Consider the following 24,591-nt stretch of genomic DNA (forward strand, 5'->3'; position numbering starts at 1 on the left):
CGTTGTTTTATTTTCGTTGACTCCCTCGCCCCTTGCCTTGAGACTGGATGGGTTTCGCATTCATTCACCTTCTTCTTTCAGCCAGGGCTCGTTGACTATGACCACCCAGAATCTTGCCGTGATCGGCGAATGCATGATTGAACTATCGCAAAAAGGCGCGGACCTTAGCCGCGGCTTTGGCGGCGATACGCTAAATACTGCCGTATACATCGCCCGCCAGGTGGCAGAAAGCACGCTGCAGGTGCATTACGTTACCGCGCTCGGCACCGACAGTTTCAGCGATGAGATGCTGCACGCCTGGCAACAGGAGAAGGTCAATACGCGCCTGGTTCAACGGCTGGAAAACAAGCTGCCGGGCCTGTACGTGATCGAAACCGATGAGGCCGGCGAACGCACTTTCTATTACTGGCGCAATGACGCCGCCGCCCGTTACTGGCTGGCCAGCCCACAGGCGGAGACGTTATGCGAACAACTGGCCCACTTCGATTATCTATACCTTAGCGGCATCAGCGTGGCGATCCTCGACGCGGCCAGCCGCACCAAGCTGCTGGCATTACTGCGCCAGTGCCGCGCCAACGGTGGCAAAGTCATTTTCGATAACAACTATCGCCCGCGGCTGTGGCAAAATCGGGAAGAAACGCAGCAGGCTTATCGCGAAGTGCTGGCCTGCACCGATATCGCCTTCCTGACGCTGGATGACGAGGATTTGCTATGGGGCAAACAGCCGGTGGAACAGGTGGTGCAGCGCACGCAGCAGTTGGGCGTAATGGAGATTGTGATCAAACGCGGGGCAGAGGCCTGCCTGGTGTTCAGCGCCGAAGGCACCGAATTTGAAATCCCGGCGGTACGGCTGCCGAAAGAAAAAGTAGTGGATACCACGGCGGCTGGGGACTCTTTCAGCGCGGGTTACCTGGCGGTACGCTTAACCGGCGGCGACGCCGTACAGGCGGCGCAGCGCGGTCATCTCACCGCCAGCACGGTGATCCAGCATCGTGGCGCCATTATCCCACTCGCCGCCATGCCGCAATGAATCCTGTTCCGTAGAAATGCGAAAGGCCAGCAATAATGCTGGCCTTAGTCTGATGACAAACACCCGAAAAACGTGGTTTTCGGATGTTTGGGGTAAATCAGAAGACATAATCCTTTGTTTTTATTCGTCCTCAGATCAGGGTTTTTAACTGCATAGGACTTTGTCAGCAATCTGAGGCCAGCAATAATGCTGGCCTTTTTATTGGGCTCGAAAACCCATCTTAATACCCTATGGATTTCAGGTTGTAGCCAAGCGCCAAGCTATCTCATCCCCAGGAGCTTACCTTAGTCAGCGACTGGGGTGTGATAGTACAGGTAACAACGCTACAGCCTGAAAGACGACGGGTATTTAGCCTGCTACCGCGATACGTTTCATATCCGTCATATAACCACGCAGCTTACGGCCAACGGATTCGATTGGGTGATTGCGCACCGCTTCGTTCACGTCACGCAGTTGCGCGTTATCTACGGAAGTCCCGGCCACGGATTTGCCCAGATCACCCGCCTGCAGGGTAGTCATGAACTCTTTCAGCAATGGCACTGCCGCGTTGGCAAACAGGTAGTTGCCGTACTCGGCGGTATCAGAGATAACCACGTTCATTTCGTACAGACGCTTACGCGCAATGGTGTTGGCGATCAGCGGCAGTTCGTGCAGTGATTCGTAGTAAGCGGATTCTTCGATGATACCTGCATCAACCATGGTTTCAAACGCCAGCTCAACACCGGCTTTCACCATTGCCACCATCAGTACACCGTGGTCAAAGTATTCCTGCTCGCTGATTTTACCTTCGAACTGCGGCGCGTTTTCGAACGCCGACTTGCCGGTCTCTTCACGCCAGTTCAGCAGCTTCACGTCGTCTTCTGCCCAGTCGGCCATCATGCCGCTGGAGAAGGCACCGGAGATGATGTCGTCCATGTGCTTCTGGAACAGCGGCGCCATGATCTCTTTCAGTTGCTCGGACAGCGCATAAGCACGCAGTTTAGCCGGGTTGGACAGACGGTCCATCATCAGGGTGATACCGCCCTGCTTCAGCGCTTCGGTGATGGTTTCCCAACCGAACTGGATCAGTTTTTCTGCATAAGCCGGGTCGGTACCTTCAGCAACCAGTTTATCGAAGCACAGCAGTGAACCCGCCTGCAGCATGCCGCACAGAATGGTCTGCTCGCCCATCAGGTCAGACTTCACCTCGGCGACGAAGGAAGACTCCAGAACGCCGGCGCGATGACCGCCGGTCGCGGCAGCCCATGCCTTGGCAATCGCCATGCCTTCGCCTTTAGGGTCGTTTTCCGGGTGAACCGCAATCAGGGTCGGTACGCCGAAACCACGTTTGTATTCTTCACGCACTTCGGTGCCCGGACATTTTGGCGCAACCATCACCACGGTAATGTCTTTACGTACTTGCTCACCCACTTCAACGATGTTGAAGCCGTGAGAGTAGCCCAGCGCCGCGCCGTCTTTCATCAGCGGCTGTACGGCACGCACTACCGAGGTGTGCTGCTTGTCCGGCGTCAGGTTAACCACCAGGTCGGCCTGTGGGATCAAGTCTTCGTAAGTCCCTACTTTAAAGCCGTTTTCGGTCGCTTTACGCCATGAAGGACGCTTTTCGTCGATAGCTTCTTTACGCAGGGCATAAGCCACATCCAGCCCCGAGTCACGCATGTTCAAGCCTTGGTTCAGACCCTGTGCGCCACAGCCGACAATCACCACTTTTTTGCCTTTCAGGTAGCCGGCTTCATCAGCGAATTCGTCACGTGCCATAAAACGGCATTTACCCAATTGCGCCAACTGCTGACGCAGGTTCAATGTGTTGAAATAGTTAGCCATGGTGGTACTCCAGTTAGATGTTGTGTCTTGCATGTTATTTTCATTCCCCGCCTGTCTGTGCGGAGATTCGTTAAACTCAATGTATAACAGGAAACGCGTTGCTTAAATTGATATATTACGAATGTGATATTGCAATTTATGCAACACTCTTGCTGCGAGCGTACTGATATGGATTTGCGTGATTTAAAGCTGTTCCTTCATCTGGCCGAAAGCCACCATTTTGGCCGCACCGCCAAGGCGATGCACGTCAGTCCGTCGACGCTTTCCCGCCAGATCCAACGGCTGGAAGAGATCCTCGGGCAGCCGCTGTTTTTACGCGATAACCGCACCGTGCAGCTCACCGATGCCGGCGAGCAGCTAAAAGACTTTGCCCAGCAGACGCTGTTGCAATACCAGCAACTGAAGCATTCTCTCGGCCAGCACGGCCCTTCGCTGAGCGGCGAGCTGCGGCTGTTCTGCTCGGTCACCGCCGCCTACAGCCACCTGCCGCCGATCCTGGATCGCTTCCGCGCGCAACATCCGCTGGTGGAAATTAAACTCACCACCGGTGACGCTGCTGACGCCGTCGATAAGGTTCAGTCCAACGAAGCCGATCTGGGCATTGCCGGCCGGCCTGAAACCCTGCCCACCAGCGTAGCCTTCACCAAAATCGGCGAGATCCCGCTGGTATTGATTGCCCCGGCGCTGCCCTGCGCCGTGCGCAGCCAGGCATTTGCCGAGCAGCCCGACTGGGCCAATATTCCGTTTATCCTGCCGGAGCATGGCCCGTCGCGAAAACGTATCGAGCTGTGGTTCCGTCGCCAGCGCATCGCCAATCCGCTGATTTACGCCACCGTCGGCGGCCACGAGGCGATTGTTTCCATGGTGGCGCTGGGCTGCGGCATCGCACTGATCCCCGGCGTGGTGGTGGACAACAGCCCCGAGCCGGTACGTAACCGCATCTCACAGTTAGAAAATATCTCTATGGTCGAACCGTTCGAACTGGGCGTCTGCGTGCAGAAAAAACGCCTCAGCGATCCGCTGATCGACGCTTTCTGGCGCTTGTTATTAACGGTCAAAAATCCTTAAAACGACACCATTGCTTTTAAACACGATCATTTGAAACGCGAGATAGAAATACCCCAGGGATTTCATGCTGCAGCTAGTGCAGCCAACAACGCTGCAGCTTGAAAGACGACGGGTATTTAGAGATCTGCCGGATCGACTTGTTTCATCGCCTCTACCTGCATCAACCAATGGTAAAGCGGCTCCAACTGCTGAAAAGCTTGCGCCAGCTTCTGCGTCAGCCCGGCGTTGAATAACGTCTCCACCTGGCTGTCGGTAGCCATCACCGCAAAAGATTTGCGGTTGTACCAGGTGGCAATGTCTGCCGCCTGCTCTTTAACCAGCGGGCGTTTGTAGCTTTCTCCCACCAGCTCGAACGGCGGCTGACAACAGGCCGCGACCTCGAGAAAAGGCTGCGGACGACGCTGCAGCGTATGACGAAACAGATCCATGGTTTGCTTGTTGGCACTGTAATAACCCAGCCCATAGCGCAACATGTCCGGCCCCAGTTCGAAGAAATAAACCGGGGCATCCTTCCAGTCTTTGCTCGGCCGTTTGAACGTCAACCACATGCGGCTGCGATAACGTGATTTATCGTGAGAAAAACGCGTGTCGCGGTGTATACGCGACAGCGTTTTACCGATCGCCGGGCGGGTTTCAAACTGCGGATCGATCGCCAGCATCGTCGGGGCAAGCTCAGCCACCAGCGAGCGGAACGGCGTCAGCAGCTCACGCTCGTAAACGCCGCGATTGCCCTCAAACCATTCCTTGTCGTTCTCGATCCGCACCTGCTGAAGAAAATTCAGGCCCTGCTGGCTAAAGCCGTTAAATTTATCCGTCATGCACCGTCCTTGTCGGTTCCCTTAGCCCTGCAAAAAGAAGCGGAACGCCGGGTTATCGGTTTCATCGTGGCAGTCGTAGCCCAGCGCCTGCAAATGCTGCTCAAACTCAGGTTCGGTCTGCGACAGCTCAAAACCAGCCAGCACGCGGCCAAAATCGGTGCCGTGGCTGCGGTAATGGAACAGCGAGATGTTCCAATGGGTGCCCAGAGTTTGCAGGAACTTCAGCAGCGCGCCCGGCGACTCCGGGAACTCAAAGCTGTACAGCCGCTCGCGCAGGGGTTTCGAAGGACGCCCACCCACCATGTAGCGCACATGCAGCTTGGCCATTTCGTCATCGGACAGATCCACCACCTGATAACCGTCGGCGTTCAGCTCATCGATGATTTCCAGGCGTTCGGCATGGCCACGCGTCAGGCGGACACCGACGAAGATGCACGCGTTGTCCGCATCGGCGTAACGATAGTTGAACTCGGTCACCGACCGGCCGCCCAGCAGTTGGCAAAACTTCAGGAAGCTGCCTTTCTGCTCAGGAATGGTCACTGCCAGCAGGGCTTCGCGTTGTTCGCCCAATTCGCAGCGTTCAGATACATAACGCAAGCCGTGGAAGTTCAGGTTGGCACCGGACAGCACGTGCGCCAGGCGCTCGCCCTGGATGTTGTGCTGCTGAACGTATTTCTTCAGCCCGGCCAGTGCCAGCGCGCCGGAGGGTTCGGCAATGGCACGCACGTCTTCAAACAAATCTTTGACCGCCGCGCAGATAGCGTCGCTGTCGACGGTGATCACGTCGTCCAGATATTCCCGGCACAGGCGGAAGGTTTCATCACCGATGCGCTTCACCGCCACGCCTTCGGCAAACAGTCCGACTCGCGCCAAATCTACCGGATGCCCGGCATCCAGCGCCGCGCGCAGGCAGGCGGAGTCTTCCGCCTCCACGCCGATCACTTTGATCTGCGGCATCAGCTGTTTGATTAACACCGCAACACCCGCCGCCAGACCACCACCGCCAACCGGAACAAACACCCGGTCGAGATGCGCGTCCTGTTGCAGCAGCTCCATTGCCAACGTGCCCTGCCCGGCGATCACCGTTGGGTGATCGAACGGGGGAACGAAGGTCATGCCCTGCTTGTGCGAAAGCTCAATTGCCCTGGCCTTGGCTTCATCAAAGTTGGCGCCGTGCAACAGTACTTCGCCGCCGAAACCGCGTACCGCATCCACTTTGATGTCTGCGGTGGACACCGGCATGACGATCAGCGTTTTGATCCCCAGACGTTTTCCGGAGTAGGCCACGCCCTGCGCATGGTTGCCGGCCGAAGCCGTTACCACGCCGCGCGCTTTCTGCTCTTCGTTCAGGCTGGCGATCATGGCATAGGCCCCGCGCAGCTTGAAGCTGTGCACCGGCTGACGATCTTCGCGCTTCACCAGAATGGTGTTGCCGAGGCGCGAAGAAATTTTGCTCATGGCCTGTAACGGAGTGACCTGAGCCACCTCATATACCGGCGAGCGGAGCACCGCTCGCAAATACTCCGCGCCGCAGGGGGCGTCGGGTAGGGGTTGCGATACCGCCATGATACTTAGCCTCCCAGCTTGCTCTTGTCGCGTACTGCACCTTTGTCAGCGCTGGTTGCCAACATGGCATAGGCACGCAGCGCCAAGGAAACCTGACGCTCACGGTTTTTCGGTGTCCAGGCGCGATCGCCACGTGCCAGCTCAACTTCACGGCGTGCCGCCAGTTCGCTGTCCGAAACGTCCAGCACCATGCTGCGTTGAGGAATATTGATGTCGATCATGTCGCCATCTTCGATCAGCGCAATCAGGCCGCCGCTGCCCGCTTCCGGTGAAACGTGGCCGATTGACAGGCCCGAGGTGCCGCCGGAAAAACGTCCGTCGGTGATCAGCGCGCAGGCTTTGCCCAGGCCCATGGATTTCAGGTAGGTGGTTGGGTAAAGCATTTCCTGCATGCCCGGCCCGCCTTTCGGCCCTTCGTAGCGGATCACCACCACGTCACCGGCAACCACTTTGCCGCCGAGGATAGCGTCCACCGCCGAGTCCTGGCTTTCGTACACTTTGGCCGGACCGCGGAAGGTCAGGTTGTCTTTATCGACGCCGGCGGTCTTAACGATGCTGCCGTCCTGCGCCATGTTGCCGTACAGCACGGCCAAGCCGCCATCCTGGCTGAACGCATTTTCCAGCGAGCGGATACAGCCCTCTGCGCGATCGTCGTCCAGCGTATCCCAGCGGCAGTCCTGCGAGAACGCCTGGGTGGTACGAATGCCCGCCGGGCCGGCGCGGAACATTTTTTTCACCGCCTCATCTTTGGTCAGCATGATGTCATACCGCTCCAGCGTCTGTGGCAGGGTCAGGCCCAGTATGTTGTTCACATCGCGGTTCAACAGGCCTGCGCGATCCAGCTCACCGAGGATCGCCAGCACGCCACCGGCACGGTGCACGTCTTCCATATGGTATTTCGGGGTGCTTGGCGCCACTTTACACAGGTGCGGCACCTTGCGTGACAGGCGGTCGATATCTTCCATGGTGAAATCAATTTCGCCCTCCTGCGCTGCAGCCAACAGGTGCAGCACGGTGTTGGTCGAGCCGCCCATGGCGATATCCAGCGTCATGGCGTTTTCAAACGCCGCCTTGTTGGCGATGCTGCGCGGCAGTGCGCTTTCATCGTCCTGTTCGTAATAGCGCTTGGTCAGGGCAACGATGCGTTTACCTGCGTTGAGGAACAGATCCTTACGGTCGGCATGGGTCGCCAGCAGCGAGCCGTTGCCCGGTTGCGACAGGCCCAGCGCTTCGGTCAAACAGTTCATTGAGTTGGCGGTGAACATGCCGGAACAGGAACCGCAGGTCGGGCAGGCGGATCGTTCGATTTGTTCGCTGTCGGCGTCGCTGACATTCGGGTTAGCCCCCTGGATCATTGCGTCCACCAGATCCAGCTTGATGATTTGATTGGAGAGCTTGGTTTTACCAGCCTCCATCGGGCCGCCGGAAACGAAAATCACCGGAATGTTCAGGCGCAATGACGCCATCAGCATGCCCGGGGTGATTTTGTCGCAGTTGGAAATGCACACCATCGCATCCGCACAGTGGGCATTCACCATGTATTCCACCGAGTCGGCGATCAGTTCGCGTGACGGCAAGGAATAGAGCATACCGCCGTGGCCCATGGCGATACCGTCATCCACCGCAATGGTGTTGAACTCTTTGGCAACGCCGCCTGAGGCTTCGATCTGTTCTGCAACCAGCTTGCCCAAATCACGCAGATGCACATGGCCCGGAACGAACTGGGTAAATGAGTTGACCACCGCAATAATGGGTTTGCCAAAATCGTCGTCGGTCATTCCGGTCGCGCGCCATAATGCGCGGGCACCCGCCATGTTGCGGCCGTGGGTGGTGGTGGCGGAACGGTACTTAGGCATGCTCTTCACTCCAAATGTATTTATTACAGGCGGCGAACGAACCGCCTGGATATTCTTGTCTGTCTGTCGTTTTACCCTAACAGGTAACGTCGTTATTTATGGGTTTACCGGATCCAGCCAGCCGTATTTGTCTTCGGTCTTGCCGGTAAACAGGCCAAAGAACGCCTGTTGAATTTGTTTGGTCACCGGGCCGCATTTGCCAATGCCGACCTGGATGCCGTCGACGCTGCGCACCGGGGTGATTTCCGCCGCGGTGCCGGACATGAACACTTCGTCGGCCAGGTACAGCGATTCGCGGGACAGCACCTGCTCACGCACTTCGAAGCCCATGTCTTTCGCCAATTTGATGATGGCGTCGCGGGTAATGCCCGGCAGCGCGGAAGAGGTGAACGGCGGGGTGAACAACACGCCGTCTTTCACTTCAAACAGGTTCTCACCTGCTCCTTCGGAAATATAACCGTGCACGTCGAGCGCAATCCCTTCCTGATAACCGTGGCGGCGCGCTTCGCTGCCCACCAGCAGGGAGGAAAGGTAGTTACCACCGGCTTTGGCCGCGGTGGGGATGGTATTTGGCGCCACGCGGTGCCAGGACGAAACCATCGCATCGATGCCTTGCTCCAGCGCCTCTTCACCCAGGTACGCGCCCCAAGGAAACGCCGCGATAATCACGTCTGTCTTGTAGCCGGCCGGCGGGTTAACCCCCATGCCGACGTCGCCCACAAACACCAGCGGGCGAATATAAGCGCTGACCAGGTTGTTTTTACGCAGCGTAGCGCGACAGGCTTCCATCAGCTCATCAACGCTTTGTGATACCGGCATGCGGTAGATTTTTGCCGAGTCGTGCAGGCGTTGCATATGCTCGCGGTGACGGAACACCACCGGGCCTTTATGGGAGTCATAGCAACGAACGCCTTCAAACACCGAAGTGCCGTAGTGCAGCGCATGCGACATCACGTGCACTTTGGCGTCAGCCCAGGGAACCATCTCACCATTGAACCAAATGTAATCGGCTTTCTTCGTCATTGTTCTTTATCCTTCTCACGCATCAGGCGCTTATTTGTTGTGATGTTTGCTGTTGGATCTCAACGCAGGAGACGTCCATCAGTTTGCTCAACTGAGATGACAGTAGATCCACCGGGCGCTGGCTGGCAACGGTCAATTCAATATTAATCTTGTCGGTATTTGACGCCGAAACCATATTCATAGCACAAACCTGAAAGCCACGATGACGCACGACGCGCAATACGCGCTCTAACATTTCAGGGCGAAAACGGGCCTGGATCGAGAGTTGATGCTGCATCATGAGATTTTCTCCAACATGGTTTCGTTACCGGCACCCGGCGGCACCAGCGGCCAGACGTTTTCGAGTTCATCGATCGACACATGCAGCAGGTAAGGCCCTTCGCTGTTGAATAAGGCGTCGAGCGCGTCTGCCACCTGGTCTTTACGGGTGATACGCTGGCCGGGAATGCCAAAGGCGTTGGCCAACATCAGGAAATCGGGGTTATCGGAGAGATTGGTTTCGCTGTAACGCCCGTCAAAAAACAGCTGCTGCCACTGGCGAACCATGCCTAAACGCTGGTTATCCAGTAATACGATTTTCAGCGGCAGCTGTTTGCGTTTTATGGTGCCCAGTTCCTGTACGTTCATCATGAAGGAACCGTCGCCCGATACGCAGATCACCGTATCCTCAGGGCGCGCCATCTGGGCGCCAACCGCGGCCGGTACGCCGAACCCCATAGTGCCCAGGCCGCTGGAGGTGATGAAATTCTCCGGGCGCTCGAAGGTCATGTGCTGCGCACTCCACATCTGGTGCTGGCCCACGTCGGTAGTCACCACGCTGTTGGCCGGCTTGCGCTCGGACAGCTGTTTCAACAACAGCGGCGCGTAGATCGGCTGGCCCGGATGATCATAACGCCAGGTGTGGGCTTCCTTCAGCTCAACCACCCGCTGCTGCCAGGCGGCAATTTTCAGCGGCTGCTGCAACGCCGGCAGCAAGGCCTTCAAGTCGCCTTCCAGCGCGACGTGTGCCTGGCGCAATTTGCTCATTTCCGCCGGGTCGATATCCATGTGGATCACCTTGGCATGCGGCGCGAACGCATTCAGTTTCCCGGTCACGCGATCGTCGAAACGCGCGCCGACAGCGATCAGCAGATCGCACTCCTGCACCGCCAGGTTTGCGCCCTTGGTACCGTGCATGCCCAGCATACCGAGGTAATACGGGTGAGCAGCATCCGCCGCGCCCAACCCTTTCAGCGTGACAACGTTGGGCATTTGAGTCACCGCGATAAACTCACGCAGTGCCGGTACCGCCTGCGCCATGCCTACGCCGCCGCCGATGTATAACATCGGTTTGTGAGCCTGCGCCAGCAACTCGGCGGCCTGCGCCACCTCCGCCGCCGGGTAATGCAACTCTTCGACGACCGGCACCAGGTGCGGGTGCAGCTCGCCGTGGGCCAGTTGGATGTCTTTCGGGATGTCGATCAGTACCGGGCCAGGGCGGCCGCTACAGGCGATGGCAAAGGCTTCCGCCATGATGCCCGGCAGCGCGTCCAGTGATTCCACCAGGAAGCTGTGTTTGGTGCAGGCCAGAGACAGGCCGAGAACATCGATCTCCTGAAAGGCATCGGTGCCAATCAGCGCGGAACCCACCTGGCCGGTGATGGCCACTACCGGAACCGAATCCAGCAGCGCATCGGCCAGGCCGGTGATCAAATTGGTGGCACCGGGACCAGAGGTGGCGATACAAACACCGACTTTGCCGGTTGCGCGGGCATAACCAATGGCAGCCATTGCGGCGCCCTGTTCGTGGCGGCACAGTAGGTGTTCTACCCCACCGTCATACAATGCATCGTAGACCGGCATGATTGCGCCACCTGGATAGCCGAATACCTTATCAACTCCCTGTGCACGCAATGCTTGTACTACCCACTGAGCCCCGTTCATAGTTATTTCCCCGCCTTACTTCGACAACTGCAGGATTTTGTTCTGTTATTCATATTCTTATCCTCGCTTCACTTTTCTCTTGCCAATAAAAAACCCCCGGACCTTTCGGTGCGGGGGTTCTCTTGCGATTCCGGCTTGTTTTCTAAGCCATTCTTCGTCCAAGTGCAGCCCCGCACGGTGGGATAATAATCACCACCACGCTAATCACGACTAGGCTAATCACTTGGGCAAAGGCTTTCATAATGGGTTTGTTCACTGTGCTCGTTTCGAACTAATACCTACAGAGGTACCATAGTCCCGCGCGGCATGACAACACTTTTTTTGCGTTATTATTCGGCGCAATCTGGTCATACCTCGCGCAAAATGTCCGGTATTCAAACGTTAGCCTGCACGCCTGAGGACTTCACGGCACCCGAGATCGCTTTACCGCGCGTGTCCTTGCCGAAGAACACCAACAACGCAATCACGATCGCCACCGTACCGGCAATCATCGCCATTGCCAGCCCATAATTATGGCCATGATGCTCGGCTATCGTCGCCTGCAGCGTGGCGTTGACCGAAGCAATCAGATTACCCAATTGATAAACAAACCCCGGCAGTACCGCGCGGGTATTGGCCGGCACCAATTCGGTAAGGTAAGTCGGCACCACGCCCCAGGCCCCCTGCACCATGAACTGCATCAGGAATGCGCCAATCCCCAGCATCAGCGAACCGCTGGAAAACGCCCACAGCGGGATCACCGGCAACGCCAGCAAGGCGGCAATGATGATCGCCTTCTTACGGCCGATTTTTTCCGACAGTGCCCCAAAGAAAACGCCACCAATGATTGACGCGATATTGTAGCTAATGGCAATGATACTGACGGTTTTAGGGTCGAAACCGTGCTGAACTTTCAAAAACACCGGATACATATCCTGAGTACCGTGCGAGAAGAAATTGAACGCCGCCATCAGCAGCACCAGGTAGCCGCACAGCTTCCAATGGCTCTTCAGCACCGGCAGCAATGCGCTGCTTTCCTTGCGTTCTCGGGCCGCCAGCCACACCGGCGACTCCTGCACGCAGTAGTAAATAAACGGCAGCAATAAAATGGGTGCCGCGCCGATCACGAACATGCCGCGCCAGCCGATAATTTCAAACAGCAGGCCATACACTACCGCCGCCAACAGGTAACCAAAGGGGTAGCCGGCCTGGAAAATCCCCGACATCAGGCCACGTGAACGATCGGGAATGGTTTCCATCGCCAGCGATGAGGCCACACCCCAGATCCCGCCCATCGCCACGCCGTACAGTACCCGCAGCAGCAGGAATATCGTCAACGAGGGTGCCGCCGCGGACAGCAGTTCAAACACCGAGAAGAACACGATATTCAGCATCAAAATCGGTTTGCGGCCATATTTTTCCGCCGCACGGCCAAAGATCAGCGCACCAATCGGGCGTACCGCCAGCGTCAGCAGGATCGCCAGCGTGACCTCTTCCATACCGACATGGAAAGATTGCGCGATATCGCTGAGCAGAAAGACCAGCACGAAGAAATCGAAAGCATCAAGCGTCCAGCTTGAAAAGCTGGCGATAGCTGCATTGCGTTGCAGCGGTGTCCAACCAAACATAATGTTATCCCTACCGTAGAGTACGAAGTCATGAGGTTTAGCGGCTGCCGCGGCAGAATGCAGCGGCGGTCGGATTGTGTTAAATAGGTGATTTTTATTTTAATCAATTGTTAAATACACCCATTTCCCCTCCGGTCGCAACATGGTTAGCCTGCTAATGTGTTGCAGCGTTCGCGTAATTGTTAAGGGGTATTGCCGCCCTTTGCGAAGCCCTGCACAAAAAAAGGCTATCTATCTGAAACCAATAATTTTAATTACGGCTTATCGCGCAAATATTCCAAGGGTAAAGCGCGACGTCGCAACACATCCCGCATCATGTTGCCTTCAGCAAGGAGAGCAATATGTCACTGGCAGTGATCTATACCCGGGCCACACTGGGCGTTCAGGCCCCTTCGGTTACGGTGGAAGTGCATATCAGCAATGGGTTGCCCGGCCTGACGATGGTCGGCCTGCCGGAAACTACGGTTAAAGAGGCGCGTGATCGAGTGCGCAGCGCCTTGATCAATAACGGTTTCACCTTTCCCGCACGGCGTATTACCGTCAATCTGGCACCGGCCGATCTGCCCAAGGAAGGCGGTCGCTATGATCTACCGATTGCGCTGGCTATCCTGGCGGCTTCCGAACAGCTGCCGGCCGATAAGCTGGCTCACTATGAATTCCTTGGCGAACTGGCATTATCTGGCGCTCTACGGGGCGTCAGCGGAGCCATCCCCGCAGCGCTGGCCGCCATGGAGTCAGGACGGCAATTGGTTTTGGCGACCGCCAATGGGCCGGAGGTGGGGCTAATTACGCAGAGCAAAACCCTGGTGGCGGACCACCTGTTGGAGGTGTGCGCCTTTGTGTTGGGTAAAGAGGATTTACCGGTAGCCCATGCGCCGCCGGCAATGAACAACGCGCCCGAACCGGCCGATCTGCAGGATATTCTGGGTCAGGAACAGGCAAAGCGCGCGCTGGAAATCGCCGCGGCCGGCGGCCACAACCTGCTGCTGGTGGGACCGCCAGGGACCGGGAAAACCATGTTGGCCAGCCGCTTGAATGGCCTTCTCCCGCCGCTGACCGATCAGGAAGCACTGGAAAGCATCGCGGTGGCCAGCCTGCTGCATCATGCTGCGCAAGCGCTGCCATGGCGACAGCGGCCGTTTCGCGCACCGCACCATAGCGCCTCGATGGCAGCTCTGGTCGGCGGGGGTTCGCTGCCGAGGCCGGGTGAAATTTCCATGGCGCACAATGGTGTCCTGTTTCTGGATGAACTGCCCGAATTCGAAAGGCGGGTACTGGATGCGCTGCGCGAACCGCTGGAGTCCGGCGAGATAGTGGTTTCACGCGCCAGCGCCAAAGTCTGCTTCCCGGCACGGGTACAGCTGATCGCCGCCATGAACCCCAGCCCTACCGGGCATTACCAGGGCATGCATAACCGCGCATCGCCACAGCAAGTCCTGCGCTATCTGGGGCGGCTTTCAGGGCCCTTTCTCGATCGTTTCGATCTCTCGATTGAAGTGCCATTGTTGCCACCAGGCCTGCTTAGCAAAAAGCGCATTGCCGGTGAAAACAGCGCTCAGGTACGGGAACGAGTGCTGTTGGCGCGTGAAAGGCAGCTCAGTCGAGCGGGGAAGATTAATGCCCTGCTGAACAATCATGAGGTCGAACGGGATTGCCGACTTAACGACGCGGACGCGGATTTTCTTGAAACGACGTTAAACAGGTTGGGATTATCGGTTCGCGCCTGGCAGCGGATCCTGAAAGTGGCTCGCACGCTGGCGGATTTGGCAGGAGATCGGGCTATTGATAAGCGACACTTGAGTGAAGCGCTTGGCTACCGCAGTATGGATCGCCTGCTGCTGCAGCTGCACCGCAGCCTTGAATAATAATGGGGCCCAAAGGCCCCATTAAAATCAATCCTCGCTGTCGGTGTAATCTTCCACCGCATCAGCCTGCGGCTTACCGCCGGACAGAGTATGGAATTTTTTCGGGCGACGTGTGCGCGCCAGATATTTAGCCCATACTTTTTCCTGCTCGGTAACCGGCTCGCGCTCACCGTGGCACACTGCGACGAACAACTGTTCTTCTTCAGTGGCCGGCTGGCGTTTACCCGTATCCAGCTCGTTGAACGCATACCCGAAACGCTCTAGCAATTGCGCTTCTTTAATGGTGAAATCGCCGTGACGGGAGAACCCGCGAGGGTAATGTTTATTATCAAAAAATCGACTGGTCGTGGTGAAGCTATCCGCCATCTGACACGCTCCTAATTCTCTCATGGCCGTGCTGTTTATGGCGCGGAGTATTAGATAGGCTTGACATTGTGTAAAACAAAACATTTAAATCTTAACGATAAAAATTACTGGAGATGGGTGTGGATACCGAATTACTGAAAACCTTTTTGGAGGTCAGTAGAACGCGTCACTTTGGCCGAGCCGCAGAATCCTTGTACTTAACGCAGTCTGCCGTCAGTTTCCGCATCCGCCAGTTAGAAAACCAATTGGGCGCGAATCTGTTCACCCGTCACCGCAACAATATCCGCCTGACGCCTGCTGGAGAGCGGCTTTTGCCCTATGCAGAGAGCCTGATGATGACCTGGCAACTGGCGAAAAAAGAGGTGGTGCGTTCACTGCAACATACCGAGTTATCCATCGGTGCCACGGCGTCATTGTGGGAGGCTTATTTGACCCCCTGGCTGCAGTCGCTCTATCAGCAGCGTGAGGCGTTGCAGCTGGAGGCCAGGGTGGCGCTACGGCACTCTTTGGTAAAACAGCTGCATGAAAGACAGCTCGATTTGCTCATCACCACCGAGCCGCCAAAGATGGATGAACTGGCCAGCCAGCTGTTGGGGAATTTCTCGTTGCGGCTGTTCTCTTCCACCCTGCGCGATCAACATGCGCCAATGCCCTATATCAAGCTGGAATGGGGGGCGGATTTCCATCAGCAGGAAAGCCGCATGCTGGAGAGCGACACTCTGCCGGTGCTCACCACTACCTCTGCGCATCTGACCCGGCAACTGCTGGAAACCACCGGTGGCTGCGCCTTCCTGCCCAGTCAGTGGGAGAATGATTACCCGCAGTTAACCGCCATCGCCGAGATCCCGGCCATTATCCGCCCGCTGTACGCCGTCTGGTTGCAAAATAGCGACCAGCAGCCGCTGATCCGGCAACTGCTGAAAATACCTTTGAAAACCTCAGCATGAGGCGCTATAACGGCTTCAAACGAGGATGTCGGGGTTGGGTTCGCCTGCTGAGCCAAAACGCGCTTATCGCCTTCTGAAGGCCGATAAAGCAGAACAACAGAATACCGATAACGATTTTGGTCCACCACGAACTGAGCGTGCCGTCGAAGGTAATGTAGCTCTGAATCAATCCCTGGATCAGCACGCCAAACAGCGTGCCCAAAACGGTGCCCACGCCGCCGGTCAACAAGGTACCGCCAATCACGACGGCAGCAATGGCATCCAACTCCACGCCGCTGGCCGCCAGGGCATAACCTGCCGAGGTATACAGCGAGAAAATGATCCCTGATAGTGCCGCCAGCGTGCTTGAGAGCATATAAATCAGTACGGTGGTACGCTGTACCGGTACGCCCATCAGCGCGGCAGAGACCCGATTACCGCCGATGGCGTAGACGTTATGCCCAAAGCGCGTACGGTGCGCCAGCACCATGCCGACCGCCACAACCAATAGCATCACCAGCGCCAACAATGTAAAGCGCCCAGCGCCCGGCATTTTCCAGGCATAGTTCGCCAGCGTCACATACAGCGGATGATCGATGGGAATCGACTCCTCTGAAACAATAAAACTCATGCCCCGTACGAAGAACATTCCGGCCAGCGTAATAATAAACGCCGGTAGCTTCAGCACATCAATGATCCAACCCATCAGCGCGCCGAACGACGCCCCCATCAACAGCGCGATGATGAACGCATAACCCGGTGCAATGCCGTAAGTTCCGATCAACTTGGCCAGCAGCACCCCGGTGAAGGCGATCACCGAGCCGACAGACAGATCGATACCGCCGGAAAGGATCACAAACGTCATGCCGACCGCGACGATGCCCAGAAAGGCGTTGTCGGTCAGCAAATCGCACCACACCCGCGTTGAGGCAAAGCCGGGAAACTGCGTCAGACAAAAAGCGTAGCCCAGAAGGAACACCAGGACGGTAATCAGCAGCGGAAGATTACGTTTGATCATGGTTTTCTTCTCCCAAGCAGGTGGCGCAGCGTGAAGCTGGGCGATTGCACCATCAACACCGCCAACACCACAATCGCCTTCAACACCAGATTAAACTCAGGCCGATAGCCGGACAGCAGAATGCCGGTATTCATCCCCTGAATAATTAATGCCCCCACTACCGACAGCAACAGGTTAAAACGACCGCCCAACAGTGAACCGCCGCCAATCACAACCGCCAGGATCGCATCCAGCTCCAACCACAACCCGGCATTGTTGGCATCAGCGCCACGGATGTCCGCCGTGACGATAACGCCGGCAACGGCGGCGCACAGCCCGCAGATCACATACACCGCCATCACCACCCAGCCGGTGCTGACACCTGCATTACGCGCGGAACGCAGATTGATGCCTACGGCTTCGATAAACAGTCCCAACGCCGTTTTACGCGTTAACAGCCAGATCAACAGCAGCATGACCGCAGCAATGATCGCCGGCATCGGCAAATACATCAGCGTACCGCTGCCGAGCCACGCCAACCCCTCTCGCTCAAAGGTGACGATTTGCCCTTCGGTAATCAGTTGGGCAATGCCGCGCCCAGCCACCATCAGCATCAGCGTGGCAACAATCGGCTGTATCTGCAGCACCGCCACCAAAAACCCGTTCCACAGGCCACACAGTGTGCCAACCGCCAGGGCGGCTGCCAGTACATAGCTCAGCGGATAACCGGCGCTGGTCAGCGTTGCCGCCGTGGCACCGGCTATCGCCATCACCGCTCCCACCGAAAGGTCGATACCACCAGTGGCGATCACCAACGTCATGCCCAATGCCAATAACGCGACCGGTGCGCCGCGATTAACAATGTCGATTACGCTGCCAAACAGTCGACCATCTTGAATATGCAGGGAAAAGAAATTCGGGGCGACCAGACTGTCGATAAGCAAAATCACCGCCAGCGCCCCCAGTTGCGTTGCTCCGGCAGGGATGACCCACCTGACTTTACGCGGCCCACTGGTCATGGAGAGACTCCTGAGGTTCATCCTGCCCCCTGTTGTGCGGCTATTACCTGCATGATTGCAGGCACCGTAATGGCGTTATGTTCAAGCTGCGCTACGTGTTTCCGGTCTCGAAGCACAACGATGCGATCGGCATAACCCACCAGTTCTTCCAGTTCGGAGGAGATCACCAATAATGCCAGACCTTCGTCACAGAGCTTTTCGATCAAGCGAATGATTTCGGCATGCGCACCAACGTCAATGCCGCGCGTCGGTTCATCCAGGATCAGAAAACGGGGTTTCGTCGCCAGCCAACGTGACAACAGCACCTTCTGCTGATTACCGCCGGACAGATACTGGATTTGCTGTTCTGGCCCAGGAGTACGAATGCCCAACAGTTGGATATAGCTTTCAGTAATGCGGGTTTGCTCTTTCAGCGAGAGCGGCCTTAGCCAGCCGCGTTGAGCCTGCAGGGCCAAAATGATATTTTCCCGCACGGTCGCAGCGCCGATGATTCCATCGGTCTTACGATCTTCGGGGCAATACCCGAAGCCGAGGCTGGCAGCGTTACGTGGCGTCCGGATGTTCACCGCACGCCCTTCGACTTTTACACTGCCGTTGTCGCGCGGTTTGATACCGAATATGAGCTGGGCCGTTTCGGTACGCCCCGATCCCAGCAGCCCGGCCAGCCCTACAATCTCACCCGGGCGAATCTGCAGATCAAAGGGCTCAACCATCCCGCGCCGCCCATAACCGCTGAATTCAACCAACGATGGCGCCTTTGAGGGCGTATGCTCGCTGCGTTTCAGTAATGACTCATCAAACGCGTGGCCGAGCATCATCTGTACCAGTTCCATACGCGGTAAGTCGGCGGTGGCTTTCGTTCCCACTAACTTGCCGTTGCGCAGTACGGTGATGCGATCGCTGATGCGATAAACCTGATCGAGAAAATGGGTAACAAAGATCATTCCCATTCCCTGACTACGGAGCTGGCTGAGAATGTCCAGCAGCATGCTGACCTCTTTGGCATCCAGGCTGGCGGTTGGCTCATCAAGAATCAAGACTTTGGCGGACAGATCGACGGCCCGCGCGATAGCGATAATCTGCTGGATGGCAATGGAGTAATTACCCAGCGGCTGGCTGACGTCCAACTGCAGCCCATACCCCAGTAAAAGTTGCTGAGCCTGACGCAGCAGTTTTTTTTGATCGATCAGGCCGAAGCGCGTGGGCTCTCGCCCGATGAACAGGTTGGCGGCCACCGAGATGTTCGCCAGCAGGTTAACTTCCTGATAAACCGTACCAATGCCCAGTATCTGCGCCTGCGCGGTGCTCTGCGGGGCAATGGCGATGCCTTCCAGTAATACCTCGCCGGCGGAACGCTGATAAACCCCGGTCAACGCTTTGATCAGCGTGGATTTCCCCGCGCCATTTTCGCCCAGCAGCGCCATGATCTCTCCGCGCTGCAACGTGACATCAACCTGCTCCAGCGCTTTTACGCCAGGAAATTCAACGGATAATCCCTTAATCGTCAATAACGTCGTCTGAGAGTTAGCCATCTGCTGTTCCGTCGGTGAGTAGATTAATAGCCCATGCTTTTCTTCAGCTCGAACTCCTGTTTAGCCGTATCCGGTTGCAGCAGCTTGGACTCGGTCTGGATAAACTTCGGCGGCGGGGTACCTTCTTTTTTCATCGCCAGCAGCGCATCAAACGCCGGACCGGCCATATTCGGCGTTAGCTCGACCGTGGCATTGGCTTCACCGTTCATCATTGCCTTAAATATGTCAGGCACACCGTCGATAGAAACGATTTTGATCTGTGAGCCCGGCTTTAAGCCCGCCTCTTTGATCGCCTGGATGGCGCCGATTGCCATGTCGTCGTTATGTGCATAAACGGCGCAAATATTTTTGCCGTTTTGCTCAGCCTTGATGAAGCTTTCCATCACTTCTTTACCTTTGCTGCGCGTAAAATCACCCGATTGCGAGCGGATGATCTTAACGTTGGCGGCGGAGGCTATGCCGTCAGCAAAACCTTTCTTACGGTTGAGGGCAACGCTGGCGCCCACGGTGCCCTGTAGCTCGACTACGTTGCAAGGCTTGCCGGCGACCTCTTTCACCAGCCATTCTCCTGCGACTTTACCTTCGTGCACGCTGTCAGAAGCCACCGCCGCGGTATACAGCGAAGGGTCGTTTACCTCAATCATTCGGTCGAGCAGGAATACCGGGATTTTGGCCTCCTTGGCTTCCTGCAGCACAGGCGTCCAGCCGGTGGCGACAACCGGTGCAATGAAAATGGCGTCAACACCCTGAGCAATGAAAGATCTGACCGCTTTGATTTGGTTTTCCTGTTTTTGCTGCGCATCGGCGATTTTCAGCGTGATATCCCGCTTTTCAGCTTCCTGTTTCGAAACCTTGGTTTCCGCCGAACGCCAACCCGATTCGGAACCAATCTGTGAAAAGCCGACGACCAGCGGTGCCGCCTGTCCCGTACCTACCAAAGCGCCAGTAATGGCGGCCGCTAACAGCAGACGTCTAACCATGTTGTTCTCCTCGCGTTGCCCTGGCATGGAACCACACCGGGCAGGGATTATCGTTGTTGTGTATGCTGCATTTTTTCTGGTGAAGTGGGTGTCCTTAGGGTTGGACACACATAAGGTGTAGTCGAAAATCGGGCAGGAATAATGCGCGGCATCACATCACGGCAGAACAACCATTTTGTACATGGATCCAGCTAAAAATGTCTAAATTGGGAACGATTTCGGTGGGAGTTTTAAGCGATCTTTCAGGGGAATTATGGGAGATGGGGAAATTTCACGCAAAAAAAAACCCTTCGCTTTCGCAAAGGGTTTCTAATATGGCAGGGGCGGAGAGACTCGAACTCGCGACACCCGGTTTTGGAGACCGGTGCTCTACCAACTGAGCTACGCCCCTAAATCTCGCTTAACATTATGCCCGCTAAGATAGCAGGCATAATTTAAATAAGTGGCGGAACGGACGGGGCTCGAACCCGCGACCCCCTGCGTGACAGGCAGGTATTCTAACCAACTGAACTACCGCTCCACCGATTCTTTTACGTCACATCTTTCGATGTGGGCAAAACCGCGCTTGGCGATCCTGCTCATTACCAGTTGTCAGGCTGATAACGTTTATTTGATGCCTGGCAGTGTCCTACTCTCGCATGGGGAGACCCCACACTACCATCGGCGCTACGGCGTTTCACTTCTGAGTTCGGCATGGGGTCAGGTGGGACCACCGCGCTATTGCCGCCAGGCAAATTCTGTTTCATTCCAACCGCTACTCCCGTAGCCATTGAAACCAATCTCGGAACTCGCTGAAAATCTCTACAATCTCTCTAAAACACCTTTGGTGTTGTAAGGTTAAGCCTCACGGATCATTAGTACTGGTTAGCTCAATGCATCGCTGCACTTACACACCCAGCCTATCAACGTCTTAGTCTTAAACGTTCCTTCAGGGGCCTTAAAGGCCCAGGGAAGACTCATCTCGAGGCAAGTTTCGCGCTTAGATGCTTTCAGCGCTTATCTTTTCCGCACTTAGCTACCGGGCAGTGCCATTGGCATGACAACCCGAACACCAGTGGTGCGTTCACTCCGGTCCTCTCGTACTAGGAGCAACCCCTCTCAATCTTCCAACGCCCACGGCAGATAGGGACCGAACTGTCTCACGACGTTCTAAACCCAGCTCGCGTACCACTTTAAATGGCGAACAGCCATACCCTTGGGACCTACTTCAGCCCCAGGATGTGATGAGCCGACATCGAGGTGCCAAACACCGCCGTCGATATGAACTCTTGGGCGGTATCAGCCTGTTATCCCCGGAGTACCTTTTATCCGTTGAGCGATGGCCCTTCCATTCAGAACCACCGGATCACTAAGACCTACTTTCGTACCTGCTCGAGCCGTCACTCTCGCAGTCAAGCTAGCTTATGCCTTTGCACTAACCTCACGATGTCCGACCGTGATTAGCTAACCTTCGTGCTCCTCCGTTACTCTTTGGGAGGAGACCGCCCCAGTCAAACTACCCACCAGACACTGTCCTCACCCCAGATTATGGGGCCGAGTTAGAACATCAAACATTAAAGGGTGGTATTTCAAGGTTGGCTCCACGCAGACTGGCGTCCACGCTTCAAAGCCTCCCACCTATCCTACACATCAAGGCTCAATGTTCAGTGTCAAGCTATAGTAAAGGTTCACGGGGTCTTTCCGTCTTGCCGCGGGTACACTGCATCTTCACAGCGAGTTCAATTTCACTGAGTCTCGGGTGGAGACAGCCTGGCCATCATTACGCCATTCGTGCAGGTCGGAACTTACCCGACAAGGAATTTCGCTACCTTAGGACCGTTATAGTTACGGCCGCCGTTTACTGGGGCTTCGATCAAGAGCTTCGCCTTGCGGCTGACCCCATCAATTAACCTTCCAGCACCGGGCAGGCGTCACACCGTATACGTCCACTTTCGTGTTTGCACAGTGCTGTGTTTTTATTAAACAGTTGCAGCCAGCTGGTATCTGCGACTGGCTTCAGCTCCGAGAGCAAGTCTCTTCACCTACGCGCCAGCGTGCCTTCTCCCGAAGTTACGGCACCATTTTGCCTAGTTCCTTCACCCGAGTTCTCTCAAGCGCCTTGGTATTCTCTACCTGACCACCTGTGTCGGTTTGGGGTACGATTCTGTGTTACCTGATGCTTAGAGGCTTTTCCTGGAAGCTTGGCATCAACTACTTCTGCACCGTAGTGCATCGTCATCACGCCTCAGGGTTGATAAGTAACCGGATTTACCAGGTCACTCCCCCTACACGCTTAAACCGGGACAACCGTCGCCCGGCTAGCCTAGCCTTCTCCGTCCCCCCTTCGCAGTAACACCGAGTACAGGAATATTAACCTGTTTCCCATCGACTACGCCTTTCGGCCTCGCCTTAGGGGTCGACTCACCCTGCCCCGATTAACGTTGGACAGGAACCCTTGGTCTTCCGGCGAGCGGGCTTTTCACCCGCTTTATCGTTACTTATGTCAGCATTCGCACTTCTGATACCTCCAGCAACCCTCACAGGTCACCTTCAACGGCTTACAGAACGCTCCCCTACCCAACAACGCCTAAGCGTCGCTGCCGCAGCTTCGGTGCATGGTTTAGCCCCGTTACATCTTCCGCGCAGGCCGACTCGACCAGTGAGCTATTACGCTTTCTTTAAATGATGGCTGCTTCTAAGCCAACATCCTGGCTGTCTATGCCTTCCCACATCGTTTCCCACTTAACCATGACTTTGGGACCTTAGCTGGCGGTCTGGGTTGTTTCCCTCTTCACGACGGACGTTAGCACCCGCCGTGTGTCTCCCGTGATAACATTCTTCGGTATTCGGAGTTTGCATCGGTTTGGTAAGCCGGGATGGCCCCCTAGCCGAAACAGTGCTCTACCCCCGAAGATGAGTTCACGAGGCGCTACCTAAATAGCTTTCGGGGAGAACCAGCTATCTCCCGGTTTGATTGGCCTTTCACCCCCAGCCACAAGTCATCCGCTAATTTTTCAACATTAGTCGGTTCGGTCCTCCAGTTAGTGTTACCCAACCTTCAACCTGCCCATGGCTAGATCACCGGGTTTCGGGTCTATACCTTGCAACTATTCGCCCAGTTAAGACTCGGTTTCCCTACGGCTCCCCTATACGGTTAACCTTGCTACAAAATATAAGTCGCTGACCCATTATACAAAAGGTACGCAGTCACACCACGAAGGTGCTCCCACTGCTTGTACGTACACGGTTTCAGGTTCTATTTCACTCCCCTCGCCGGGGTTCTTTTCGCCTTTCCCTCACGGTACTGGTTCACTATCGGTCAGTCAGGAGTATTTAGCCTTGGAGGATGGTCCCCCCATATTCAGACAGGATGTCACGTGTCCCGCCCTACTCATCGAACTCACAGTTAATGCATTTTAGTGTACGGGACTATCACCCTTTACTGTGCGACTTTCCAGACGCTTCCACTAACACAAGAACTGATTCAGGTTCTGGGCTCCTCCCCGTTCGCTCGCCGCTACTGGGGGAATCTCGGTTGATTTCTTTTCCTCGGGGTACTTAGATGTTTCAGTTCCCCCGGTTCGCCTCATACGACTATGTATTCATCGTATGATAGTGCAACGAATTGCACTGGGTTTCCCCATTCGGGTATCGCCGGTTATTACGGTTCATATCACCTTACCGACGCTTATCGCAGATTAGCACGCCCTTCATCGCCTCTGACTGCCTAGGCATCCACCGTGTACGCTTAGTCACTTAACCTCACAACCCGAAGGTGTTTCCACTTTCGTGCTGCTACATTTGAGAGACTCTATGACAGGTTAATCCTTACCCCAATACTTCTACGGAGGGATAAGTTTCAGCTGTCATGTTTCAATTTTCAGCTTGTTCCAGATTGTTAAAGAGCAAAATACTTCGCAGCATACTGTTGCCAGTACACTCTGAAGTATTGAAATACAGGACTATATGGTGGAGCTAAGCGGGATCGAACCGCTGACCTCCTGCGTGCAAGGCAGGCGCTCTCCCAGCTGAGCTATAGCCCCATACAGTCACGTGCAGTACCTTTTCCACTTCGAGAAGTGGTAGGCCTGAGTGGACTTGAACCACCGACCTCACCCTTATCAGGGGTGCGCTCTAACCACCTGAGCTACAAGCCTATAAAGGTATTTCTGCTCGTTACTTTTTCATCAGACAATCTGTGTGAGCACTTCA

At 55.9% G+C, this 24,591-nt stretch carries 18 protein-coding genes, 4 tRNA genes and 2 rRNA genes; 4 read left to right on the plus strand and 20 right to left on the minus strand.

Features of this window, described 5'->3' with window-relative positions; genetic code table 11:
- The first annotated feature begins 97 nt into the window (after positions 1 to 97).
- The gene (locus EBA31_RS24855) at positions 98 to 1,030 is read left to right on the plus strand and encodes a sugar kinase (protein WP_046374903.1); all 933 of its coding nucleotides are present in this window, start codon (positions 98 to 100) and stop codon (positions 1,028 to 1,030) included.
- 348 nt (positions 1,031 to 1,378) lie between these two features.
- Here the strand turns inward: EBA31_RS24855 and ilvC are convergent, their stop codons facing one another.
- Positions 1,379 to 2,854, minus strand: a complete 1,476-nt coding sequence (ilvC, locus tag EBA31_RS24860; RefSeq protein WP_044548793.1) for a ketol-acid reductoisomerase — start codon at positions 2,852 to 2,854, stop codon at positions 1,379 to 1,381.
- A 168-nt stretch (positions 2,855 to 3,022) separates the two neighbouring features.
- On the opposite strand from ilvC, the gene ilvY reads away from it, so the two are divergent.
- Positions 3,023 to 3,922 (plus strand): HTH-type transcriptional activator IlvY, encoded by a 900-nt coding sequence (ilvY, locus tag EBA31_RS24865; RefSeq protein WP_020837481.1) that lies wholly within the window; start codon positions 3,023 to 3,025, stop codon positions 3,920 to 3,922.
- Positions 3,923 to 4,038: 116 nt separating this feature from the next.
- Here ilvY and EBA31_RS24870 read toward each other — a convergent pair whose 3' ends face one another.
- The 8 genes from EBA31_RS24870 to EBA31_RS24905 form a co-directional block, all read right to left on the minus strand.
- Positions 4,039 to 4,740 (minus strand): DUF2461 domain-containing protein, encoded by a 702-nt coding sequence (locus EBA31_RS24870; protein ID WP_122080439.1) that lies wholly within the window; start codon positions 4,738 to 4,740, stop codon positions 4,039 to 4,041.
- Between the two features lie 21 nt (positions 4,741 to 4,761).
- Complete coding sequence (ilvA, locus tag EBA31_RS24875) at positions 4,762 to 6,306, minus strand: threonine ammonia-lyase, biosynthetic (protein ID WP_041415091.1); 1,545 nt, start codon at positions 6,304 to 6,306, stop codon at positions 4,762 to 4,764.
- A 5-nt stretch (positions 6,307 to 6,311) separates the two neighbouring features.
- On the minus strand, positions 6,312 to 8,162 hold the full coding sequence (gene ilvD / locus EBA31_RS24880) for a dihydroxy-acid dehydratase (protein WP_048762615.1): 1,851 nt from the start codon (positions 8,160 to 8,162) through the stop codon (positions 6,312 to 6,314).
- A 96-nt stretch (positions 8,163 to 8,258) separates the two neighbouring features.
- Entirely contained in the window at positions 8,259 to 9,185 is a 927-nt protein-coding gene (ilvE, locus tag EBA31_RS24885; RefSeq protein WP_020837487.1) for a branched-chain-amino-acid transaminase, read from the minus strand.
- A 22-nt stretch (positions 9,186 to 9,207) separates the two neighbouring features.
- Positions 9,208 to 9,465 (minus strand): acetolactate synthase 2 small subunit, encoded by a 258-nt coding sequence (gene ilvM / locus EBA31_RS24890; RefSeq protein WP_020837489.1) that lies wholly within the window; start codon positions 9,463 to 9,465, stop codon positions 9,208 to 9,210.
- A complete protein-coding gene (ilvG, locus tag EBA31_RS24895; RefSeq protein ID WP_020837490.1) occupies positions 9,462 to 11,108 on the minus strand; it encodes an acetolactate synthase 2 catalytic subunit in 1,647 nt (548 codons plus the stop codon). Before ilvG ends, ilvM begins: the two co-directional genes overlap by 4 nt.
- 142 nt (positions 11,109 to 11,250) lie before the next feature.
- Entirely contained in the window at positions 11,251 to 11,349 is a 99-nt protein-coding gene (ilvL, locus tag EBA31_RS24900; RefSeq protein WP_015962288.1) for an ilv operon leader peptide, read from the minus strand.
- Positions 11,350 to 11,482: 133 nt separating this feature from the next.
- Positions 11,483 to 12,715 carry an MFS transporter gene (locus EBA31_RS24905; protein WP_122080440.1) on the minus strand — a complete coding sequence of 411 codons (1,233 nt, stop codon included), beginning with the start codon at positions 12,713 to 12,715 and terminating at the stop codon, positions 11,483 to 11,485.
- A gap of 341 nt (positions 12,716 to 13,056) precedes the next feature.
- On the opposite strand from EBA31_RS24905, the gene EBA31_RS24910 reads away from it, so the two are divergent.
- Positions 13,057 to 14,580 carry a YifB family Mg chelatase-like AAA ATPase gene (locus tag EBA31_RS24910; RefSeq protein WP_122080441.1) on the plus strand — a complete coding sequence of 508 codons (1,524 nt, stop codon included), beginning with the start codon at positions 13,057 to 13,059 and terminating at the stop codon, positions 14,578 to 14,580.
- A gap of 27 nt (positions 14,581 to 14,607) precedes the next feature.
- Here EBA31_RS24910 and EBA31_RS24915 read toward each other — a convergent pair whose 3' ends face one another.
- Complete coding sequence (locus EBA31_RS24915; RefSeq protein WP_020837497.1) at positions 14,608 to 14,946, minus strand: DUF413 domain-containing protein; 339 nt, start codon at positions 14,944 to 14,946, stop codon at positions 14,608 to 14,610.
- Positions 14,947 to 15,065: 119 nt separating this feature from the next.
- On the opposite strand from EBA31_RS24915, the gene hdfR reads away from it, so the two are divergent.
- Positions 15,066 to 15,893 (plus strand): HTH-type transcriptional regulator HdfR, encoded by an 828-nt coding sequence (gene hdfR / locus EBA31_RS24920; protein WP_041415741.1) that lies wholly within the window; start codon positions 15,066 to 15,068, stop codon positions 15,891 to 15,893.
- A gap of 4 nt (positions 15,894 to 15,897) precedes the next feature.
- Here the strand turns inward: hdfR and yjfF are convergent, their stop codons facing one another.
- The 10 genes from yjfF to EBA31_RS24970 form a co-directional block, all read right to left on the minus strand.
- Positions 15,898 to 16,890 carry a galactofuranose ABC transporter, permease protein YjfF gene (gene yjfF / locus EBA31_RS24925; protein WP_122080442.1) on the minus strand — a complete coding sequence of 331 codons (993 nt, stop codon included), beginning with the start codon at positions 16,888 to 16,890 and terminating at the stop codon, positions 15,898 to 15,900.
- Positions 16,887 to 17,888: a galactofuranose ABC transporter, ATP-binding protein YtfT gene (ytfT, locus tag EBA31_RS24930; protein WP_162302921.1), complete on the minus strand. Its 1,002-nt coding sequence runs from the start codon at positions 17,886 to 17,888 to the stop codon at positions 16,887 to 16,889. Before ytfT ends, yjfF begins: the two co-directional genes overlap by 4 nt.
- 17 nt (positions 17,889 to 17,905) lie before the next feature.
- Entirely contained in the window at positions 17,906 to 19,420 is a 1,515-nt protein-coding gene (gene ytfR / locus EBA31_RS24935; RefSeq protein ID WP_122080444.1) for a galactofuranose ABC transporter, ATP-binding protein YtfR, read from the minus strand.
- A 23-nt stretch (positions 19,421 to 19,443) separates the two neighbouring features.
- A complete protein-coding gene (gene ytfQ, locus EBA31_RS24940; RefSeq protein ID WP_122080445.1) occupies positions 19,444 to 20,400 on the minus strand; it encodes a galactofuranose ABC transporter, galactofuranose-binding protein YtfQ in 957 nt (318 codons plus the stop codon).
- 315 nt (positions 20,401 to 20,715) lie between these two features.
- Positions 20,716 to 20,791 (minus strand) — tRNA-Trp (locus EBA31_RS24945).
- 52 nt (positions 20,792 to 20,843) lie between these two features.
- Positions 20,844 to 20,920 (minus strand) — tRNA-Asp (locus tag EBA31_RS24950).
- A gap of 95 nt (positions 20,921 to 21,015) precedes the next feature.
- A 5S ribosomal RNA gene (gene rrf / locus EBA31_RS24955) occupies positions 21,016 to 21,131 on the minus strand.
- 102 nt (positions 21,132 to 21,233) lie between these two features.
- Positions 21,234 to 24,141 (minus strand): 23S ribosomal RNA (locus EBA31_RS24960).
- Positions 24,142 to 24,346: 205 nt separating this feature from the next.
- Positions 24,347 to 24,422: transfer RNA gene (locus tag EBA31_RS24965), tRNA-Ala, on the minus strand.
- Between the two features lie 37 nt (positions 24,423 to 24,459).
- Positions 24,460 to 24,536, minus strand: a tRNA-Ile gene (locus EBA31_RS24970).
- Positions 24,537 to 24,591 lie beyond the last annotated feature (55 nt).

Origin of the sequence: Serratia sp. P2ACOL2 (assembly GCF_003691565.1) — a bacterium.
Taxonomy (GTDB): Bacteria; Pseudomonadota; Gammaproteobacteria; order Enterobacterales; family Enterobacteriaceae; genus Serratia; species Serratia liquefaciens.

Coding starts and splice junctions, on each gene's coding strand:
- EBA31_RS24915 (WP_020837497.1), bottom strand. CDS start 14,946: ATGGCGGATAGCTTCACCACGACCAGTCGATTTTTTGATAATAAACAT.
- EBA31_RS24910 (WP_122080441.1), top strand. CDS start 13,057: ATGTCACTGGCAGTGATCTATACCCGGGCCACACTGGGCGTTCAGGCC.
- ilvC (WP_044548793.1), bottom strand. CDS start 2,854: ATGGCTAACTATTTCAACACATTGAACCTGCGTCAGCAGTTGGCGCAA.
- EBA31_RS24855 (WP_046374903.1), top strand. CDS start 98: ATGACCACCCAGAATCTTGCCGTGATCGGCGAATGCATGATTGAACTA.
- ilvD (WP_048762615.1), bottom strand. CDS start 8,162: ATGCCTAAGTACCGTTCCGCCACCACCACCCACGGCCGCAACATGGCG.
- ytfQ (WP_122080445.1), bottom strand. CDS start 20,400: ATGGTTAGACGTCTGCTGTTAGCGGCCGCCATTACTGGCGCTTTGGTA.
- ilvA (WP_041415091.1), bottom strand. CDS start 6,306: ATGGCGGTATCGCAACCCCTACCCGACGCCCCCTGCGGCGCGGAGTAT.
- ilvG (WP_020837490.1), bottom strand. CDS start 11,108: ATGAACGGGGCTCAGTGGGTAGTACAAGCATTGCGTGCACAGGGAGTT.
- EBA31_RS24905 (WP_122080440.1), bottom strand. CDS start 12,715: ATGTTTGGTTGGACACCGCTGCAACGCAATGCAGCTATCGCCAGCTTT.
- yjfF (WP_122080442.1), bottom strand. CDS start 16,890: ATGATCAAACGTAATCTTCCGCTGCTGATTACCGTCCTGGTGTTCCTT.
- ytfR (WP_122080444.1), bottom strand. CDS start 19,420: ATGGCTAACTCTCAGACGACGTTATTGACGATTAAGGGATTATCCGTT.
- EBA31_RS24870 (WP_122080439.1), bottom strand. CDS start 4,740: ATGACGGATAAATTTAACGGCTTTAGCCAGCAGGGCCTGAATTTTCTT.
- ilvE (WP_020837487.1), bottom strand. CDS start 9,185: ATGACGAAGAAAGCCGATTACATTTGGTTCAATGGTGAGATGGTTCCC.
- ilvY (WP_020837481.1), top strand. CDS start 3,023: ATGGATTTGCGTGATTTAAAGCTGTTCCTTCATCTGGCCGAAAGCCAC.
- ilvL (WP_015962288.1), bottom strand. CDS start 11,349: ATGAAAGCCTTTGCCCAAGTGATTAGCCTAGTCGTGATTAGCGTGGTG.
- ytfT (WP_162302921.1), bottom strand. CDS start 17,888: ATGACCAGTGGGCCGCGTAAAGTCAGGTGGGTCATCCCTGCCGGAGCA.
- ilvM (WP_020837489.1), bottom strand. CDS start 9,465: ATGATGCAGCATCAACTCTCGATCCAGGCCCGTTTTCGCCCTGAAATG.